Annotated in this window: 12 protein-coding genes; 4 read left to right on the forward strand and 8 right to left on the reverse strand. The window is 70.1% G+C overall.

The window, feature by feature from the left end:
* Positions 1-14: 14 nt before the first annotated feature.
* Positions 15-1205: a TIR domain-containing protein gene (locus tag H4W31_RS44350; RefSeq protein WP_192768680.1), complete on the reverse strand. Its 1191-nt coding sequence runs from the start codon at positions 1203-1205 to the stop codon at positions 15-17.
* Positions 1202-2719 carry a PHP domain-containing protein gene (locus H4W31_RS23865; protein WP_192768681.1) on the reverse strand — a complete coding sequence of 506 codons (1518 nt, stop codon included), beginning with the start codon at positions 2717-2719 and terminating at the stop codon, positions 1202-1204. The genes H4W31_RS44350 and H4W31_RS23865 overlap by 4 nt, the downstream gene beginning before the upstream one ends.
* Before the next feature lie 161 nt (positions 2720-2880).
* Here H4W31_RS23865 and H4W31_RS23870 point away from each other — a divergent pair, with 161 nt between their 5' ends.
* From H4W31_RS23870 to H4W31_RS44355, 3 genes are all read left to right on the forward strand, one after another.
* Positions 2881-4320, forward strand: a complete 1440-nt coding sequence (locus H4W31_RS23870) for a hypothetical protein (RefSeq protein ID WP_192768682.1) — start codon at positions 2881-2883, stop codon at positions 4318-4320.
* 81 nt (positions 4321-4401) lie between these two features.
* Positions 4402-7440, forward strand: coding sequence for a CHAT domain-containing protein (locus tag H4W31_RS23875; protein ID WP_192768683.1), 3039 nt, complete (start codon positions 4402-4404; stop codon positions 7438-7440).
* 8 nt (positions 7441-7448) lie between these two features.
* A complete protein-coding gene (locus H4W31_RS44355) occupies positions 7449-8687 on the forward strand; it encodes a TIR domain-containing protein (RefSeq protein ID WP_192768684.1) in 1239 nt (412 codons plus the stop codon).
* Here H4W31_RS44355 and H4W31_RS23885 read toward each other — a convergent pair.
* The 4 genes from H4W31_RS23885 to H4W31_RS43025 form a co-directional block, all read right to left on the reverse strand.
* A complete protein-coding gene (locus H4W31_RS23885) occupies positions 8662-9549 on the reverse strand; it encodes a macro domain-containing protein (protein ID WP_225945646.1) in 888 nt (295 codons plus the stop codon). The two genes, H4W31_RS44355 and H4W31_RS23885, sit on opposite strands and share 26 nt — an antisense overlap.
* Before the next feature lie 49 nt (positions 9550-9598).
* The gene (locus tag H4W31_RS23890; protein ID WP_192768685.1) at positions 9599-13765 is read right to left on the reverse strand and encodes a CHAT domain-containing protein; all 4167 of its coding nucleotides are present in this window, start codon (positions 13763-13765) and stop codon (positions 9599-9601) included.
* A gap of 1062 nt (positions 13766-14827) precedes the next feature.
* Positions 14828-15574: a hypothetical protein gene (locus H4W31_RS23895; RefSeq protein WP_318783373.1), complete on the reverse strand. Its 747-nt coding sequence runs from the start codon at positions 15572-15574 to the stop codon at positions 14828-14830.
* Positions 15575-16363: 789 nt separating this feature from the next.
* Positions 16364-16891, reverse strand: a complete 528-nt coding sequence (locus H4W31_RS43025) for a hypothetical protein (protein WP_225945647.1) — start codon at positions 16889-16891, stop codon at positions 16364-16366.
* On the opposite strand from H4W31_RS43025, the gene H4W31_RS23905 reads away from it, so the two are divergent.
* Entirely contained in the window at positions 16866-18461 is a 1596-nt protein-coding gene (locus H4W31_RS23905) for a tryptophan halogenase family protein (RefSeq protein ID WP_192768686.1), read from the forward strand. The genes H4W31_RS43025 and H4W31_RS23905 overlap by 26 nt on opposite strands.
* 49 nt (positions 18462-18510) lie before the next feature.
* On the opposite strand, the gene H4W31_RS23910 is transcribed toward H4W31_RS23905, so the two are convergent.
* Positions 18511-19323, reverse strand: coding sequence for a sulfotransferase domain-containing protein (locus H4W31_RS23910; RefSeq protein ID WP_192768687.1), 813 nt, complete (start codon positions 19321-19323; stop codon positions 18511-18513).
* A gap of 15 nt (positions 19324-19338) precedes the next feature.
* Positions 19339-20148 carry a sulfotransferase domain-containing protein gene (locus H4W31_RS23915; RefSeq protein WP_192768688.1) on the reverse strand — a complete coding sequence of 270 codons (810 nt, stop codon included), beginning with the start codon at positions 20146-20148 and terminating at the stop codon, positions 19339-19341.
* Positions 20149-20211: the final 63 nt, after the last annotated feature.

Genomic DNA, 20211 nt, shown 5'->3' on the forward strand with positions numbered 1-20211 from the left:
GACCGGCGTGCCGGTCAGGATGGGCGGCGAGTGAAGGTGCCGAGCCCTTCAAATCGGGTGGGGCGCCGCCACTCGGTGCCCTGGTCGTCAACGGCACAACCGGCCCGCCGGAGCCGTTCGACGAGTTTCGCCCGGGATTGCTCGCCGCCGTCGAAGTCGATGTAGTTGATCCCGCCGAGGTCGGCGATCGGCCGGATCGATCCGGCTCGAACGATGACGGTTCGGTCCGCGAAGCCGTACAGGGCGCCGCCGAGCTCCATCAGGACGTTGGGCCGGGGCTGGCCGGCCGGGATCAGCTCGTGGCCGTCCTCCTGGTCCCGACGCAGGTCAGGATGCAGGTGAACGACGTCGTCCGGGGTCAGCAGCACGACGACGGCCTGCGCCCGGGACATCCCCTCGCGGATCACCTCGTGCAGGACCGGCGACGGTCCCCGGCCTGCCGCCGTGACCAGCGACTCCCACTCCATCGGGCGCAAGCCGAGGAGGCTGAGTAGCTCGAACATCCGCCCGACGAAGGCGTCGTCGCGGCCGTGGACGACGAAGACCCGCTGATTGAGCTCGTGCGGGGTGTCGGGGCGGCTGGGGAACGACGCGGACATCACGGCCGCAGACGGTGCGCGCGCGACGAGCCGGAACCCGCGCCGGGCGTCTGCGGCGCGCAGGTTGACGCCGGCGCCGGTCCACTCGACCAGCCCGATCTCGTGCAGGCGTAGCGCCACCGCCGCGAACTGGGTCAGCGTCAGCTCCTCCCGTACGTCCTCGGGCAGTGACGCGTATAGGGCGGCCACGCTCTGCGGGTCGCCGGAGGCGGCCGCCGAGCACAGCCGGGCGTGCACGACCACGTCGGTCTCGGCGACTTCGATCTGCTCGACGTTCAGCAGTGCCCCGGCGGCCAGGCCGAGCAGCACCCCGGGCAGGGAGGTGACGTCCATCAGCTGGAGCACGGCCGCGCCGACCAGGCCGGTCATCGCGGAGACGGCGACCGCCGGGAGAAGCTTGACGCGCCACGCACCGGACCGCATCTCGAACGCCGCCAGCGGATGCTGCTGCTCGATCAGCCCGCGCATCCACACCCGGGTGTCACCCGGGTCGAGACCGAGGGTGTCACCTAGCCGGCTGACCGACGCCGCGTCCAGCACCACGGTGCCGTCGGCGCCCGGTCCGGCCGCGCCGAGAAGGTCCAGTGGCCAGGAGGAGGCGGTCACTCGACGGCGTCCTGGTCGAGCACATGCCAGGTGTCGAAGACCCGGGTGAGAACGGCGTTCACGGCGCCCGCCTCGGCGCTCAGGAACCCGCCGTCGATCACCAGCCGTTCACCGTGTCGCTGCCGGAGCCGTTCCACCAGGACCGACACTCCCACCTTGCCTCCCACCGCGAGGAAACGAAGCCCTGGCCGGCGGTCGATCGCGAACGCCGCCAGCCACAGCTCGACGCCGCCGAACGGCGACTCGAGCGGCGTCAGCGCCAGCCGGACCGTGGCGCCCCGCCGGAGCCAGTCGTCAACGTGCCACGCTACCGGCAGATCCATCAGGACGAAGACCGGGGACGACCGGCGCAGCCGTGCGTCGGCCTCCCGGTTGGAGAGCGTCAGGTGGGTGGTCAGCGCCACGACCGGCACCGGTCCGAGCCACGTCTGCACCTCGCCGGGCGTCATGCCGTCCGGCAACAGCCCGAGTCGTACGCCCGGCTCCGAGCCGCCGCCGTCGATCAGAGCCGCCACGAGATCGGGCAGCGGCGGGGTCTCCGGCAGCCGGAACTGCTTGGCCAGTACGGCGCGGCTCATCCAGACGGCGCAGGCGAACGACCCGCCGAAGGACCGGCCGGCCTGCTCGGCATCGGTCAGGACACAGACCTCGACGGGCAGCCGGTCGCGGAGCACGACCTTCTGCCGGTCGTATTCGAGGCCGTCGTCGAGCAGAGGGCGGCGTTCGGTGACGATGTTCAGCCGGTCCGCCAGATCGGTGTCGACCGCGCCGACCGCGGCCCGCAGCGCCGCGGCCACCTCGGCCTGGTCGGACCAGGCGACCGACGGCAGGCCGGCCTGGTCCAGGATGTGCCGGGTCTGCTCGTAGCAGGCCCGCATCAAGTCCTGCTCCGCAGCGCCGGTCATGTCACACAGCAGCCGGTCGAACTCCGCGGCGGCGCGGACCACGCGGAACCGTTCCAACCGGGCGTCCGGGGTGAGGTCGTCCGCCGTCAGGTGCGCCCGCGACAGGCTGCGGAACCCGCCGGAGATCAGGGCCGTGACGCCGGCAGGTGCCATGCAGCAGCGCAGCACCGCGGCCGCCACCGAGGCCCGCCGTGGGTCGGGCGCGCCGGACCCGGCGAGTTCCAGGCCGGTGTCCAGGTGTCCGGTGTAGGCGGTGTTGCCAGCCAGCAGCCGCCGGGCGAGGCCGATGCCGGTCACCTCGGCCGCGAGAGTGGTCGCGAACACCTCGTGGACGTGCTGGGAGCGGTCGACCATCTCCTGGAACGCCTCGCGGAGCCGATAGCGGGACACGCCCCGCCCGGACAGCTGCGCCGACAGCGAGGCGACCAGCCCGTACATGGTGGAGCTCTGCAGTTCGTGATGAAGTCCCTCGTGGGTCTCGACCAGCAGTTGTTCGTCGTCGCCGCGCATCTGCGGCGCGGCGATGGACCACGATCCGGTGCCGTCGTATCCGCCGAGCAGCACGGTGGCCAGGCCGTCCCGCGAGCAGGCGAAGGCCTGGGGGATCACCGGGCACCCGCGGGCATCATCGGTGCATGACCAGCGAAACGTTGAGCTGCGCGCGAGATCACCTTGCTGATGTCCTTCGCTTCAATCAGTACGGCTCCTACGACGGGTCGGACAGCTGGGCCTTGACGATGGAAAGCCTGACCGGGCCGGCTCAGGTGTCCATGACGGAAATGCACGAGGCGCTCCACCACGAGCTGCAACGATCGTCAGGGTGGGGATTGCTGGCGAGCGGTGCCGGAATTCTAGCCCGCTCGGGATTCCGGCGGCACGCGCTGCGCGAGGTCTTCCTGCGTCTGGTCGACCAGTCGAGGGACAGCCACGAGACGTACGCGACGACGCTCTCCGCGATCGTGACCGGCGTCGACGCCGCACGTGAGCTGCTGGCCGGCAACCGCGAGTACCTGGCGTACCTTGATCGGGGTCTGGCCCTGGTCGATGTGGACGGCGACTGGTCCTGGCAATTCCGGGGCGCCGCCGTCGACGCGGTGCTGCGGGTCTGCCTGCGCCCCGCGGTGTCGCTCGACCTGCTGGGCCGCGGCTTCCGGCAGCTCGGCAGCGGCGATGTCGGGGACGGCCGGGACAGCCCGGACCAGCGCCTGGCGGTGTTCGAGCAGACGGGCGGGCCGCAGTCGTGGACGCCGCTGTTCGCCGCGTTGCTCGCCGAGTTCCCGGACCGGGGCGGTGACGCGAGCTCCGTACGCCTGAGGGCCGGCTCGCCGGAATTCGAGCAGCTGCGCCAGTTCGAGGAGGAGGTCCTCGGTCCGCGGTGCCACGCCCATGTGTGCGAGGTCCTGGACCGGGCCGGTCTCGCCTCGGTCGGGTCCCGTCAGCAGTCCGCGCTGGCCACCGCGTACCGGGACGCGGTCGCCGAGGTCAGTCCGGAGACCGCTGCGTTGATCACGGTGGCCCGCGAGCGCCTGGCTGCGCACGAGGACGGACTCGAACTGCACCGGCAGCGCGTTCTGCTCCGGGCGCCGCTGACCGCCGAACTCGTCCCCGTCGCGGAACCGGCCGGCGGCCAGGACCACGTGTGCGGGCTCTGGCTGGACGGCGCTGTGGCGAAAGGCCAGTTCGCGTTCGGCGGGCAGGACGTGCCGGAGCGGTTCGCCGCGATCGCCACGGTGAGCGGCGCCGCGATCCGGCTCGGGCTGCTGCCGGACGGCGTCACGCCGACGCAGTGCCAGGCAGTGCTGGCGAACCGGCCGCTGCTGGTGCTGACCACCCATCACACGCTGGCCCGGCACGGTGACCTGCTGGCGATGCTGCATACCATCGAGCCGGTGTTCGTGGTGATGGATCTGCCGGTGGAGCGGCACGTCGCGCAGTGGGCGGCCGGCGGGATCCTGGTCCGCACGGCGACCCGTGACCTCGGCGATTTCACCTTGCTGATGCTCGCTGTCACCCGTAACCACCCGTTCCGTTTCCTGTGCATCGGCACCCCGGCCGGCATGTACCTGCTCGCCGACCGCCTCCGCCGCCGATACCCCGGGCAGGTCGTGCTGGAGCCCACGCTGCTCGACGAGCACCCGGCGGCGACCGGCTACGCCGTGGACTTCATCCTGAACGCCTGGCATCTGCTCAAGCAGGGCGGACCGGCCTGATGTCCGCGGGGTGGCCGTCCGGCGGCGGTTTCATCCTCCGGTGGGGTGGAGCGGGCCGACCGATGCGGCCAGTATGACGAGATGTCTGATGCCGATGTGCGGGCTCTGCTGGCGGCCGCCGAACGGACCGGCGAGACGGCCGCGGCGGTCCGCGCCGCGCGCGCGAAGGCGCGCTCCGGGACGGTGACCGATCTTGACCTGCTGTCCCGCGCGTTGCAGCTCGCCTTCCGCTTCGGCGGCTCGCTGCCGCTGCTGGCCGAGGCGCTCGAGCACACTCAATGGGCCGCTGATCTGCTCGCGGAGCGCGGCGATCCCAACCTGCCACTGATGCTGTCCAAGGTGGCTTCGGTGCAGACCAAGCTGGCTGCGGAGACCGGCGACGCGGACCTGGCTGGCCGGGCCCTGGAAACCGGTCGGCGGGCGCTCGCGCTCCTGCCGATCGAGCATCTGGACCGGCCCGCGATGTTGTCCAACTTCGGCTTTGCGCTGCTGGGGGCCGCCCGGCGCACGGGGCAGACCGCGCTGGTACGCGAGGCGGTCTCCTTGATCCGGCAGGCTCTCGAGCTCGGTGGAGTCGTCGATCCGCGCCGGGGCGCCTACCTGTCCAACCTCGCTCTCGGCCTCGGTCAGCTCGCTGATGCCGACGGCGACGCGGAGGCGGCGGCCGAGGCGGTGGCGGCGGACCGGGAAGCCCTGGCACTGGTGCCCGCCGGGCACGCCGATCGGGCTCGGCTCCTGTCGAACGTGCAGGGATCGCTGGGCCGGCTCGCGTTCCTGACCGGGGACACGCGGCAGCTGCGGGAGGCGGCCCTGATGGGCGCGCAGAGCATTGCGGCGACCCGCCGGGAGGATCCCCGCCGTCCCGGCCGGCTGCTGACCCTCGCCAACACCTATCAGCAGATCCATCGCGACACCGGCGACCTCGACGCGTTGACGATGGCCGTGGACTGTTCTCAGGAGGCCGTGGACACGATCCCGGCCGGGCACGGCGACCGCCCGGAGATGCTCAACAATCTGGCGGGCATACTGCGGTTACGGCATGACGTCACCGGTGTGGAGGCTGATCTGCGCGAGGCGGTCCGGTCGAGCCGGGAGGCAGTCGAGGCAGCCGGCGCCGGTCATCCGGAGCGGCCGGACTACCGGGCGAACCTGGGCCTGGGCCTGTTCGCCCTTCACCAGGTCACTGGGGAGTCCCGGTTGCTGCTCGACGCCGTCGAGGAGTTGCGGGAGGCAGCCCGGAACGCGCGATCCGGACTGCTGCGCGCCCGGTGTCACAACGGCCTCGTTGACGCGCTGCATGTCCTGCACCATCGCACCGGTCTCGCCGAGCCTCTGGCGGAAGCGGTCACGGCCGCCCGCACCGCCGTCGCCGAGGCGCCCGAGGGCCATCCAGCACGCGCCACGGCGTGGGCTCAGCTCAGCATGTGCCTGCGTTCCTCGTACCGGCTCGGCGGCGACCCCGGTGAACTCGCCGCGTCGGTGGCGGCGAGCCGGGAGGCGGTGGCCCGATCGACCGATGACCGGATCAGAGCCTTTCGCCTGAGCAATCTCGCGGCGGCGCTCATATCGATCGGTGAGCCGCCGGCACCCGAGATCGTCACAGAGGCCGCCGCATACGCCCGGAAAGCGGCCGACCTGCTGCCGGACGGGCACCTCTCGCTGGCCTCCGTGCTGGCGAACCTCACCAATGTGCTGCTCTCCGGCCCGGACGACCCGCAGGCCATGGCGGAGGCGGCGGCCGCGGGCGCCCGAGCGGTGAAGATCGAGACGGCACCCCCGCGGGTACGGATCCGGGCGGCTCGTGGCTGGGGTCGTGCGGCTCGCCGGTCCGGTGATTCCGTCACCTCGCTGACCGCATATGCGCTCGCGGTGGATCTACTCGCCCCGGTGGCGCCGAGCGAACTCCAGCGCGACGACCGGGAGTTCGGGCTGGGGGAGATCAGTGGGCTGGCCGGTGAGGCGGCGGCCGCGGCGCTCGACAACGGGCGCCCCGAGCAGGCGGTGCAGCTGCTGGAACGCTCCCGTGGTGTGCTCTTCTGCCAGCGGATCGACGCGAGCGCCGGCGTCGTTTCCGTGCCGTTGCCCGAAACCATGCTGAGCTGCGCGGCCGACGGGCCGATGGTCATTCTCAACGCTGCCCCGCATCGTTGTGACGCGCTGGTGCTCACCGGCGACCCCGATCATCCGGTACGCCTCATCGAGCTGCCAGGGCTGACGGAGCAGCGGATCATGGAGCAGGCCAACATCCTGCTAGCGCTGAGCGGACCGGCCGCCGCGACCCGGCAGTCCTACTCCGCGTACCGAAAGCTGCGCCACGATGCCCGGGCCGTGCTCGCGTGGCAGTGGGACGAGGTGGCGGGCCGCGTCGTGGAGGGGTTTGACGGGCGGCGGATGTGGTGGTGCCCGGTTGGCGCGATGGCGTTCCTGCCCTGGCATGCGGCGGGACACCACGACGGTTCGGACCGCAGCGTCCTGGACCGGGTGCGCTCGTCCTACACTCCCACCCTGCGAGCGCTGGCGCATGCGCGCAGGTCGGTCCCGGAGCATCGCCCGGCCGTGGTGATCGGGGCATCCGCACCGGCGGGCGAGACGCCGTTGGCCCGGGTGGCCGAAGAGGCCCGTATCGTGCGGTCCGGGCTGGCCGATGCCGCCGTCCCGCTGCTCGACGCCACCCGGGCGCAGGTGCTCGACGCTCTTCCGCGGCACGGTATCGCCCACTTCGCCTGCCACGGCGTCAGCGACTGGCGGGTGCCGTCGGACAGCCGGTTGCTGCTGATGGACGGTCCGCTCACCGTGACGGAACTGTCCGGCCTGGATCTGCCGTACGCCACACTGGCCTATCTGTCGGCGTGCTCCACCACCCGGACCAACCTGCGACTGGTCGACGAGGCCGTGCAGGTGACGGCCGGTCTGCTGATGGCGGGCTTCCGCCAGGTCATCGGCACGTTGTGGGCGGTTCGCGACGATGACGCCCTGACGGTGTCGGAGTCGTTCTACACCGAGCTGCGCGGTGATCCGGCCCGGGCGTCGCAGGCGCTGCACACCGTTGTCCGGGCCTTGCGCGACCAGGATCCGCAGGAAGTGCTGCGCTGGGCGGCGCATGTCCACGTGGGAGTTTAGGAGAAATCGTGACGGTCAGTAGTGAGGAACAGGGTGAGCCGCTTGCCGAGGTGGAGGTCTTCCTGTCCAAAGGTGCCGAGCGGGGCGACTCAGCCGCCGAGGTGAACCTGGGAGTGGTGCGTTTCGGAGCCTGGCAGGTCCAGGCACTGCCGGCTTCGGACTTCGCCACCGACGCTTACCTCGTTCGGGTGGTTTTTGACATCGAGCTGGCGCCGGAGGTGCCCGGGCCGGTGTGGGCCGAGGTCGGGCTGGAGTTCACCGAGGGGGTAAACGTGCTCGACGTGATCCCCAAGGCGATCACCCGCGAGCACGACGACCGTACCTATGTCCTTGGTCCGGATCTGCGCTTCGTCGGTCCGGGTGCCCGTAACCGTCATGCCGAGCGGGAGTTTCTGCTCGAGGGGCTGACGCCCACCATCAACGCCTTCGGTGTGGGTAGTCGCCGCCTGCGCTGGCGGCACACCGCGACGACGCCGGCCGGGGTGCCGGTGGGCTCGCACGCGGGCTGGCTGGTGATGGAGACGCCGCCGGGCGGGGGCGAGATGGCGGTGCGATTCTCGGCGAGCTACCGGCTCGAACCCGAGGACGCCATGGGTCTGCTGACCGGCAGCCGGCCGGTGGACCGGACGGTGTCGCTGCCGGCGCCGGCCGGCGGGCCGCGGGCCGATCCCGATGCCGACCGTGCCCGGCGGGTGTTCCTGATCCACGGTCGGGACGACGTCCTCGCCGGCCGGATGCGGGAAGTGCTCAGCCTGCTGGGCCTGCGGGTGATGGAATGGGATCCGCTGGTCTCCACCGCCGGTGCGGGCCCGTCGCCCGCGCTCCTCGACGTGATCCATCACGGACTGGGCCGGGCGCAGGGAATCGTCGCGCTGCTCACCCCGGACGACGTGGTGTCCCTGCATCCTGAGCTGCAGGGGCCGAGGGAGGACGCGCACGAGATGGTGCCGGCGATGCAGCCAAGGCCGAACGTCCTGATGGAGCTCGGTGCGGCCCTGCTCGCGTTCCGGGAACGCACCGTACTGGTCAAGGCGGGCAGCATTCGGCCGATGGCGGATGTCGGCGGTGTCAACTACGTCGCCTTCGACGGTGGACCCGTCGCGCTCGGGCAGTTGGTCTCCCGGCTGCGCACCGCCGGCTGCGAGGTCGACGACTCGGGCTCCGAATGGCGCCGGACCAGCCGGTTCGAAGGGCTGGCAGTTTTCGACCGCCGTCCCCCGGTCACAGGGCCCGCAGAAAGGCCCTGACCTCGAGAAGATCGACGGAGTGCAGGTCGTCGGGGTGAACGATGATGCGCAGCTCTCGGCAGATTGGCGTCTCGCGGGACCGCGCCAGGAACGAGATGAGGATCAGTTTCAGCAGGGACTCGCGGTCGAGCTGGTCGATGCGTGCCAGCCCGGAGCCGATGATGGGCATCGCGAGCGGGCGTCGTTCGGCGCGTTCGTAGACGGCGTCCCAGAGCTGGTTCAGGCTCACCCACATGTCGTTCACCGAGGAGCGGGGCACGAGATCGTTGCCGAGCCGGCTGTACGCCACGGCGAAGATCTGCTGTCCCGGACGTCCGACGACGGCGACCGTGCCGATCGGGTACCGGGTGCGCTTGCCGGGCTTGCTCCTGGGCGGCTCCGTCGCGACCGGTCTCGCGCGTCGCAGGGCGGCTGCCAGTTCCTGGTCGAGGCGCCGCTGGTCGTCACCGTAGCGACGGTGCAGAAGCTGTCCCTGCACCGCGGCGCTGCTGATGATGCGGTCGTCGGCCACCGAGGTGTCGAAGGTGTCGGTGAAGCCGACGACGAGATGGGTGTCCTGCTCGAACAGGTCGCCGACCTCGACGCGGACCGTGGTGTCCGGTGTGCTGAACCCCCGCTCGATCCGGGACCGGGGATAGGCCTGCGAGACGGCCCAGGTGAAGCAGCCGACAAGGGTCAGGGTCGTCACGGCAAAAGGTGCCGGGAAGGCCTTGTTGAAGAACATCTGCCCGAGGAACTGGACCAGTGCTGACACCAGGCCGGCGGCCGCGAGTAGGTGGGCGAAGAAGGTGCGCAGGCCGCGGCGGGTGCGGAAGATCAATCGGGCGGCGTAGGGCGGGCCGATGACCGAAAGCTTCTTCATGGTGACATTGTGTGCGGGCCGTGCCAGTGGCTGCCCGGTCCCGGACACCTCAGGGGCCGCTGTGGACATAGGGCGCCCAGACCAGCGGGGCATGCGGCAGCTGCTCGCGCAACGTGAGTACCGCCCGGTGCAACGCTCGGGCAGCCCCGGCGGCGTCGAGCCGGCCGGAGGCGAGAAGTTGAGCGTAGACGTCGTCGGCGAGCTGCGCGGAACGGTCGTCGTGGACCGTCCAGAGCGTGGCGATGACATGACGAAAGCCGGCCGTCTGGAAGGCGCAGGACAGGTGCATCGCCTCGTCGAGCAGGCGCACCCCGCCGGTGGAGGTCTCACAGGCCGACAGGTACGCCAGCTGCCCGTACGGGAACCGGTGCCGGGAGATCTCGGCGACGGAGAGCGGCCGGTCGTGCAGATGGAGCGCGCTGCGGCCCGGCTCGGCCGGATCCTGCTCGCCGTGGCAGCACAGATGGGCCCAGCCGTGCCCGGCGAGGTGGTCGAGAACCACGTCGCCGGTGGCCCGCGGGCCGGACAGGGTCGTGGTGGGATGCAGGCGGGCGGTGAGGCGGCGGGCCTCCTCGGCGGCGAACGGAAGCGGGGCCTGACCCGGCGTCGCCGGCTGATCGACCAGCAGCACCTTCGACGAGGTCCCGCCACCACCGGCCCGGGCGCGGTGCAGCGTGCCGAGCGTCGGCAGATACGACGAGACCACCCGGTCGAGCACCGTGTCGTGGTGGCCGGTGCCGGGCCGGCCCGCCGCGTGCAGGGGCAGCAGGGTGAGCGGTCCGGTCGGGCACCACCACACCCGGGGTGGTGCCGTGCCGTCACGGGGTCCGGTGACGTCGCCGAGCGTATCGAGGATCGGCTCGGCGACGGTGTCGAACAGCCAGGCCAGCACGTCCAGCAGGGTGCGGTGTGCCGCCCGGAGGTTCGCGAAACTGCGGTCGGTCTGCGCCGCCAGTCGGCTCTGCAGCATCGCGTTGATGCGTTCGACGGTTTCCGTGCGGGTGAGCGCGGGCAGGTTGACGACCAGCGGCTCGGCCGGGGTCACCAAGATCGCCGCGGACCCGTACCGGCTGGTGTTGATCATGATGATGGGACCGTCTTCGGCTTCGGCCGCCAGATCGTCGTAGGGCACCGCAGCCAAGAAGTCGTGGAGACCGTCGATCCCGCGGATCCGGGTGATGATGTCGTCCCATTCCTGAGCGAGCCGGCGCTGAACGAGGACGCGCTGATCCCCGTCTGGTCCGTCGATCCCGGGTACGGGCGGCGGCGCAGCGGGCGCGTCCAGAGCCGCCCGGAGCTCCGTCAGCCGTTCCACTAACTCCGGCGCCGCCGCCCGGGCGTCGGACAGATCGGTGCGGATCTGGGCTATCTGATTCCACATGATCGAGCGGCCCTGCTCCAGCAGCTCCACGGCCAGCTTCGGGCGGCCTGCCCGCAGCGCCCAGGCGCAGGCGTCACCCGCGAGTCCGGACCACTGCCGCAGTTGCCGCTCCCGCACGGCGTCGCCGAGTCCGCGCCAGGCCACGACCGGTAGCAGTCGCACGGCGGCCGTGAAACCCCGGACCGCATCCTCGACGTCGCCGCCGGTGGCTGCTGTGGTGGCCCAGGCCCAGGCGGTACGGAGCCGGACCTCCGCCGATCCGGTCCGGTCCTGCGCCGCTTCCCGCCAGACGCCGGGCACGCCCGTCTCGGGGTGCAGAAGGTGCTGGGCATGGCCGGCGGTGAACAGGAAGCCGGCCCGGTCGGGGTGGTCCGCCGGCGTGGTGCGCACCGCCTCGGCGGTGAGCGAGACCGCCTCCTCGAGGTCGGCGGGACGGCCGCGCGTGATCAGCGCGTTGCCGAGGTTGATCAGATAGCGGCCGCGCTCCGGATGGTCGTCCGGGCTGGTCACGACCGCCTCTCGGGCGGAGTCGATGGCGGCGTCGAGCTTCGCGGTGTCTGTCGGCGTGTGCTCGACCACGCTCAGCAGCGCGGCGCTGAGGTTGGACAGGTACTGCGCGCGGTCGGTGCCCGGGGGAGTGAGCTCGACAGCTTCGGCGGCGGCGGCCAGGGCGTCCTCGAGATCATCGGCCATGCTCGACTCGTCGAACCGGGCCCGCAGTGCATTGCTGAGATTGGACAGGAAGCCACCGCGTTGCGTGTGCGCGGCCGGCAGCTCGGTTGCCGCCGCGCGTGCCGCGTCGACTGCCGCATCGAGGTCGGATCGCTCCCCGGTGCGCTGGAACCGGACCCGCAGAGCCCCCGAGAGGTTCGTGAGGTGGGCCGGCCGATCCGCGTGTCCGGCGGGCAGGGCATCCACCGCCCGGCGCCCGAACAGCACCGATTCGTCGAGTTCGGCGAGTCGGCCGGTGCGCTCGAAACGTACGCGCAGGACCAGTGCGAGATTGTTCCAGCGCCCCGGGAGGTCGGCGTGATCGTCCGGGGTCCGGGCCGCCGCCTCGCGGGAATTAGCGACCGCCGCGTCGATGTCGCCGTCATCGCCGTACCGCTGGAATCTGGCGGCCAGCGCGGAGGAGAGGTTCACCAGATAGCCGGCCCGCTCCGGACGGTCGGCCGCGAGCCACGTGACGGCTTCCTCGCCGGCTCGCACGGCTGCGTCGAAGTCCGCGCGATCATCGGTGACGGCCGCCCGGATCCGGAGGATGTAGGCCAGGTTCGACAGATGACGGCCCAGGTCGGGATGGTCGGGCCGGGCCGCGGCAACGGCCTGGTGGGTGTGCTGCAGGGCGGTGTCGAGGTCGCCGGAGTCACCCCGGCTCGTGTAGCGCGACATCAGCGCCACACCGAGTTCGGACCGCCGGGCCGCGCGTTCGCGGCTTTCCGGTGCGGCCGCGTCCACGGCGGTTCCCGCAGCCACGATCGCGGCGTCCAGGTCGGCCGGGTCGCCGCGGCTCTCGAACCGGGTGAGCAGGGCGACCGCGAAGTTGGCAGAGATCATCCCCCGGTTGCGGGCGTCCGGCGACGAGGCGGCCTCGGCGGCGATGGCGACCGCCCGGTCCAGCAGCGCTGCATCGCCGGTACGGGACGCCTGGGTTCGCAGCAGCGCGGCGAGGTTGGACAGCAGACTCGGCCGGATCGGATGGTGCGCCGGAACCTCCGCCACGGCCAGACCGGCGGCCCGCACTCCCGCGGCGAGGTCGTCGAGCGATGCGGTGCGGACGTACCGTTCCCGCAAGGCATTGCCCAGATTGGTGAGACAACCCAGCCGGGACTGGTGCCCGGGCGGTGCCCGCTCGACCGCCGCCTGCCCGGCGTCAACGGCGAGGTCGACGTCGTCCTGGTCGTCGTACCGTTCGAATCTGGTGAGGGCGCAACTCGCCAGGCTGCCCAGATAGACCGGCAGGTCCGGATCGCCCGGCACTGCAGTGTCCACCGCCTGGCGGGCCGATACGATCGCCTCGTCCAGGTCGTGCCGCTGCCCCGTCGCTGCGAACCGCAGGCGCAGCCCATTGGCGAGGCCGGCCAGGTAGGCGTTGGTGTCCGGATGGCCGGCGGACAGGATGCCGAGCGCGGCCCGTTCGCAGGCGATCGACTCGTCGAGGTCGCTGAGCCGCTCGGTGTACTCGAACCGGGTCCGCAACGCGACGGCGAGGTTGCCCATGGTTGCCGCCCGGCTGCGTTCGTCACCGCCGTCCAGCCCCGCGGCCCGCAGCCCGATCGCGATGGCCTCGTCGAGGTCGGAACCTGCACCGCGCTCGCCGAACCGGGCCAGATGAGCACCCGCCAGGTTGGACAGGTATCGGCGCAACTGCGGATCGCCAGCCTGGCAGGCCGTGACGGCCGCCTCGAAGGCCGCGAGCGCCACGTCGAGCGCCTCGCTGTCGCCCGTACGTTCGTAGTGCGCGAACAACCCCACCCCGTGATCGTTGTGCGCCGTACCGGGGCCGTCGCTGCCCTGTTCCAGCAGTGCACGGACGGGAGCGGGCACCACCTCCGGGTCGATGTGCCACAAAGCCGTGAACAACTCGATGGCCAGGGACTGGTCGGCGTCGTCCTCGCCCTCCGGCAGCGCGAGATAGCGGCACCAGTGAAACCGGGCGAGGGCCAGCGCGGCATGAGCCGTGAGGCCGTCCGGCGCCGTTAGCGCTCGGATCCGGTCGGCGACCGCTGAGACGTCCGGGCTCAGAATCGCCTCGGCGTTGCCCTGCTCGGCGTACCGATCGACATGGCGATCGAGCTCGTCGACAGCCGCGGCCACACCCGATACGTCACTCACGGATCCTACGATCGCAAGCGGGCAGGCGGAACGGTATCGCTCTACGGGACGATGGAGTCCGGTCTCTTTCCTGACGAGGATGGTGGCCCGTCATGACAAGGCGCTACGGGCTGGTGCACTCCACGATCGTCGCCTCGACGTGGCCGGCTACGGCACCCGCAGCGACCAGGTGCTGGTGCGCATGCGGGCCGGCCTGCGGCAGATGGTGAACGCCGCTTTGATCGGCCAGGGCCTGGGACCATCGGATGTGGACATGGGCGACCGGGGCGACTGGGTACGCTCCGTCACCCCGGCCGCGGGCTCTGTTAGCCGTTTCGTAGGCGGCCGGTTGTTGTACCTGGGAATGATCCGCCTGTTCAGCGGTCTGGGGATGCTGATTCGCAGCGACAGGGCGTTGCTGATCGAGGTCCTCACGCTGCGGCACGAGGTGGTGGTGCTACGTCGCCACGTTCCCAGCCGGCCGCGGCTGTCCTGGCCGGACCGGGCGGTCCTGTCCGCCCTGGCCCAGCTACGGGAACATCGGATCGTCACCCCGGCCACGTTGTCGAACTGGCATCGCCGCCTGGTGCGACGTCACTGGACCTACCCGAACCGACTCGGCCGGCCACCAGTCAGTGACGGGATCCGGGATGTGGTGCTACGACTGGCCGGAGAGAACCCGCGGTGGGGACACCGCCGAATCCAAGGCGATCCACAGCGCCTCGGCCATCGCGTCGGGGCGGACACGATCCGGCGGATCCTGGCCGGTCGACGTGTCGGCCCGGCGCCCCGCCAGCAGGACACCGACTGGAGGATCTTCCTACACAACCAGGCCTCGCCACCCCGGCAATCGCCGTGTCTATCGCCTCGTCGAACTGAAGTGCCGGTATGTCGGTCGATTCCGCCGGACCGCAGCCCGCAAGCAGCAGGACCGCGACGGCCATCATCGACACGGTCCTCCGCTTGTCACCTGCGCCCATCGGTCCTCAGCTCTCGTCTTTCCACTCCGGGTCCTTCCTGGCAGTTGGTTCGCCCTTTCCGGAATGCGCGGAGCGGCTCATTTGCTCGTGCTGGCTTAGCGCGCTATATCACCAGGGTGTCGAACCGGCCTTCCCGACGCCGGACGTGCCCACGCCATCCCGCGAGCAGTGCGATGACAATCCAGCCGATGCCACCGAGGACCAGCGACCCCAGGGTGCCGCTTGAGTCGACCCGATCGGCCTCCTCGAGCGCGATCACCCCGTCCGGGTCGGTGAGTACGGTTAGGGTGTCGCCGATTTGGTAGCCAGGGTTGCTGCCCTGATAGGTCAGTGGCTCGTCGAGCGGACCATCGTCGCCCCGGAGCGTGAACGTGTGCCGCTTACCGGCGACCTCGGCGTCGACGATGGTCACCTCCTGGCGGACGCCACGTTTCTCCAGCGCCAGGTCGGGGGCGAGTCCCACCGATCCCACGAGTACGAACAGGGCGGGGAGGAACGAGAGCAAGGACAGCCACATCGCCCGGTGTAGCACACGTACGACGACCATGAAGATCAGGCAGAAGGCGAGTCCCGTCACGATCGAAATGACCTTTGACCCGACCGTGGCGTACGCGATGGCGGTGTTCAGCCCGATGAAAGCCAGGCCGAGCAGCACCACCAGCGCCGTCCTTCTAGTCGACTTGCCCGCCGTCCAGACTCCCGCCCAGGGGGCGGAACCGGTCGGGGGCGCCCCGGCCGGGCCGATCCCGTGCGAACCGAACCCGGCGGGAGTCTTTCCGGTGAATCGCTGGGGGGCTGGCTGCCCGTGGGCGGGCTGGATCCGGCCCGGTGGTGTGGGTTCGGGATGCACGGCCAAGATCGTAACAAGGGCTAACAACCCAAGCTGAACGTGCGGAGGAGCGTCGTTGAGTCCCTTGATCGGCGGGGCAGACGCGATCAGGTGGTGGACGCCACGAGGTAGACGGCCACCTCGTTCGGAGGTCCCCGGCAAAGTGGTGGTGATGTCCGGTTTTTGAACACGTTCGAGTTGATCGCGTCTGCTGATCGTCATTGTAGGCAGAACGCGAGTTCGAAGGGCATTACCGAGTTCTCGAGCCCCACAGGTCAGCGGCAAGATCCGGATCGAGGGGTTTTGACGGGCAGCGGCAGCGGTGGGTTGGTGCGCCGATCGAGGCGCATCCAGGGCAGGTCATCGACATCGCGGCGGTCCGGCTCGAGGCGGGCTGTACGGCCTGCGCTGGGGAGCGTAGGGCGTTGACCCTTGTAGTCGCCGTTGGGGCTACCAGCTTCGGGCCTTCGTGTCGTGGGCCCGCCTGGGCCAGTTCGGTGGTAGCGGTCGGTGGAGCATCGCCACGGCGGTGGGCTGACGGCAGGGGAGCCGATGGTGCGGGGGAGTGATGCGACGACTCCTTTACCGGGCCGGTTTATGCTTCAGGCGACCTGGGCAAACGTGCGTGAGCATGCCGCTGGGCCACCGGACTACTGGGGGTCAAGGGGTCGTCGGTTCGAATCCGGCCGTCCCGACAAACATAAAAGCCCTGACCAGCAGAAACGCTGGTCAGGGCTTTTATGTTTGTCTATGGAGTTTTGAACCTCCCCCCGAAAACCCCCCATTTATGGGTCTCGGCAACCAGGTTCGTCATCCGTGTGCATCGTTGTGCCCTACAGCTGTGGGGCGGCCATCAGGGTCAGTGCCGAGGCGTTCAAGGATCTCGGAGACGTCCGGGGCTTGGACGGGCTTGGCGATGTAGTAGGTGTCGGTGACCTCTTCGCTGGAGTGGAACTGGGCATCGGCGAGGACGCCGACGAGCGGATCGCCCAGCGGCGCGCCACGGAATATCCACGGGCGAACAACCCGACGCCGATGACCGTCGACGCGCTGCGGCGGCTCGTGCCGTCGATGCGTACCAGGGACGTCGGCGCGGCGTCCGAGGCGGCGTGGCGCAAGGAGCACCTCGGCGGTCGGTCCGGGCGATCCGGTGTACAACCGGCGCGGCGTCGCAGTTGGACGGAGCGGCACGGCGAGGTCGGGTGCGGTCCGTCCGCCCTCGAACATAGTGGACACTGCCACCAGCTTCGCGGACAGTGCGTCGAAGACTCCATCCCCGCACGATGCACTGCGGCGACCGCCGGAGGTAGGCATGGACGACCAGAAGATCAAGGACATCGTCATCCTGGGCGGTGGCACTGCTGGCTGGATAACCGCGGCGTATCTCGGCAAGGCACTCGGCCCCTCGACGCGAATCGTGTTGCTGGAGGCGCCGGAGGTGCCGAAGATCGGCGTCGGCGAGGCGACGATCCCGAACCTGCAGACCGCGCTCTTCGACTTCCTCGGCGTACCCGAGGAGGAGTGGATGCGCGAGTGCAACGCCTCGTTCAAGATGGCCGTGCGATTCGTCAACTGGCGTACACCGGGTCCCGGTGTGCCCCAGCCGAGGTACGACAACGGCGAAAGCGATCACTTCTACCACATCTTCGGCCAGCTTCCACTGCACGACGACCTGCCGCTGTCGCACTACTGGACACAGCGCCGGCTCACCGGGCAGAGCAAGGAGCCCTTCGACTACGCCTGCTACAAGGAGCCGCCGATCCTGGACGCCAAGCTCGCGCCCCGGTGGCCGGACGGGCGCCGCGCCACCAACTACGCGTGGCACTTCGACGCGCACCTGGTCGCCGACTACCTGCGCCGGTTCGCCACCGAACGCCTGCACGTGCAGCACGTCCAGGGCCTGATGCAGGAGCCGGTGCTGGACGAGCGCGGCTTCATCACGGCCTTGAAGACCAAGGACGGTCGGCTGCTCACCGGCGACCTGTTCATCGACTGCTCCGGCTTCCGCAGCCTGCTCATCAACAAGGCCATGGAAGAGCCGTTCGTCGACATGAGCGACCATCTGCTGTGCGACAGCGCGGTGGCCACGTCGGTGCCGCACGACGACGACGCACACGGAGTGGAGCCGTACACCTCGGCGATCGCGATGAAGGCGGGCTGGACCTGGAAGATCCCGATGCTCACCCGCTTCGGGTCCGGATACGTGTACTCGAGCAAGTTCGCGGGCGAGGACGAGGCGGCCGCGGACTTCTGCCGGCTCTGGGATCTGGACCGGGATAAGGTCCAGCTCAACTCGATCCGCTTCCGGGTCGGCCGCAACCGCCGCGCCTGGGTGAAGAACTGCGTCGGCATCGGGCTGGCCTCGTGTTTCGTCGAGCCGCTCGAGTCGACCGGCATCTACTTCAGCTACGCCGCGGTCTACCAGCTCGTGAAGCACTTTCCGGACAAGAACTTCGACCAGGTGCTCCTCGACCGCTTCAACCACGAGGTCGAGACGATGTTCGACGACACCCGGGACTTCATCCAGGCGCACTACTACGTCTCGCCCCGGACGGACACCCCGTTCTGGAAGGCGAACAAGGAGCTGAGCCTGGCGGACGGCATCCTGGAGAAGATCGCGATGTACCGGGCCGGGCTGCCGGTCGGGGTGGCGCCGTCGGACGCGCAGGGCTACTACCACAATTTCGAGGAAGAGTTCCGCAACTTCTGGACGAACAGCAACTACTACTGCATCTTCGCCGGCCTCGGTCTACTGCCCGATCGCCCGCTGCCCATGCTCGCCCATCGGCAGCAGGCGCTGCAGGATGTGGACAAGGTCTTCGCCGAGGTGCAACGGGAGCAGCAGGAACTCACCAAGGGCCTGCCGACGAACGTCGACTACCTCCGGCTGCTGCACGGGCGGAAATGACGGTGCGGGGCAGGCCGCGGTAACCCGCGACCTGCCCCGCAGGCGATGCTCAGTCCGTGTACCCGAACTGCTTGACCAGTGCGGCGAACTCCGCGTCCACGCGGATCCGCTCCTGGAACGCCGCCTCGAGCGCCGGCTCGACGTCCACGACGGCGGACGGCTCGGGCCGCCGATCGTCGCGCAGCGGCGGCGCCGCCCGGAACGCCCTCATGCCGGGCGGCAGATCGAAGAGATCGGTGGCCAGGATGTTCGGCAGCGTCCACTGCTGCACGGTCCGTCGTATCCGCTCCTCGTCCACTCCGGCGGGCACCTCCAGGAAGCCGAGGATCTGCCCGAGTGTCGCGCCCGGGTCGCGCACCATGTCCTCGTGGCGGATCACGCAGACGTCGTCCAGGTCCGGAAAGTGTGCGCGTACCCGCTCCGGCACCGTCCACTCTCGGGCGTGCAGCTGCCAGTTGAGGTTCGCCTCGTCGGAGTCCCCGACGACCTCGTCCGGACTGGCGATCAGCTGCCGGACCCGCTGCTGCACGACCTCGGGCCCGACCCGGCTGCCACGGATCAACTCGGCCACGATGCCGCGCGGATCACGTGCCACGTACACCACTTTTCCGGTGACGGCCCGGTAGTGCTGGACAACCTCCGTGCCGGGCAGCAGATGGGTTCGCACCAGGTACGGCCGGGGCTCTTCCAACGGTACGACGCGTCCCCAGTTGAACAGCGTGGTCAGCTCGGGTGCCACGTCGTGCAGCGCCTCCGGCGAGGTGTCGGCCGGCGGTGAGTCCAGCAGATAGCCCGCCACGAGCGCGCGGGCCAAACCGCAGGCGGACTGTCGGCAGGAGGTGATCCAGGCAAGGCTGGCCATCGTCTCGTCTCTCCCTTACATCGCCGGCTCGTGGGTGTATCCGTACCGGTCGGCGAGGCTGCCGAACTCCTCGTCCTCGCGCAGTAGGCGCCGGTACGCCTGCTCGACTTCCTCGCTGTAACCGGTCAGGGACTGGCCGCTCAGACCCTGACCGAAGAACGGCCGTAGTTCGAGGTGGCGCAGCGAGTCGTCCCGCCGCTCCGCCTCGCGCATCTTGTCCAGGGAGGAGTTCTGCACGGCGCGCCGCACCCGGTCGGGATCGACCTCGCTGTCGAAGCCGAGAAATTCGACCATCGTGCGCAGCGAACCCTCGGTGTCCTGCTTGATGTCCTCGAACCGCAGCACCAGGACCTCGGCGTTCGGGAAGTGCTGGCGCAGCCGGTCCGGCGACGTCCACTCCAGGACGCTTTCCGGCCACAGCCCGTACCCGATCCGCTGCCACGCCAGGAGCCCGCGGTGGTCGACGAAATGCTTCGCGTACGCCGCCCGGTGCTCGGGATCGAGATGCAGCATCCGTTCCGCGCTGGGAATCACGTCGCGCGGGTTCCGCACCAGGTAGATCACCTTGGTGGTGGCCTCGCGGTACCAGTCGTGGATGCTCATGGCGGGCAGGTAATGCGTCTTCAGGACCAGCGGCTGAGGCTGGTCGACCGGTAACATCCGGCCCGTTCGCATCACGGCGACCAGATCGGGCACGGCGTCGTCGAACCGGCCCAGCCGCGCCATGCGCACCTCCACCTCTCTGTCGCGGAGATAGCTGGCCAACAGAATGCGGGCCCAGGTGTTGCCGGACTTCGGGTAGGAAGCCAACCAGGCCATCGCCATGGCTTCTCCTTTCCAAGGCTGTCTCGCCCCGGAGTGCAGCCGGACCCGGCGGCGGGGCAGCCC

It is taken from the genome of Plantactinospora soyae (assembly GCF_014874095.1).
Lineage (GTDB): Bacteria > Actinomycetota > Actinomycetes > Mycobacteriales > Micromonosporaceae > Plantactinospora > Plantactinospora soyae.